The sequence below is a fragment of the Bradyrhizobium sp. Leo78 genome (genome assembly GCF_059512425.1).
The window spans coordinates 1-271 of the sequence record NZ_JCAMOT010000332.1 but is presented as its reverse complement, the minus strand read 5'-3'; the positions used below and the strand labels follow the sequence as shown (position 1 = coordinate 271).

Annotated in this window: 1 protein-coding gene; it reads right to left on the bottom strand. The window is 56.8% G+C overall.

The window, feature by feature from the left end:
• The coding region (locus AC5ZG1_RS44945) for a hypothetical protein (protein ID WP_496136643.1) at nucleotides 1–206 on the bottom strand (206 nt) is incomplete at its 3' end.
• Nucleotides 207–271: the final 65 nt, after the last annotated feature.

Genomic DNA, 271 nt, shown 5'->3' with positions numbered 1-271 from the left:
GCCTCGGCAAAAGTTTTGAAGGGCGAGCCAACGACCCTGATCGCGCCACGGCTCTGTTCAAACGGGCGCCATGACGCGACATAGCCGGGACTTCCGCGAAAGCCAGGGCCGGTAAGACTTTCGAAGCTGATCACGAATGAATAGCCGTCGCTGCTGGCGCTCCATATTTCCATGTGCTCGACGGCACGATGGAAAAGCAGGGACATTTGCAGTCACTCACCTGTGGTCGCCAAGTCAATTGGTGCTAGCCTACCGCATTCGCAATCCATCA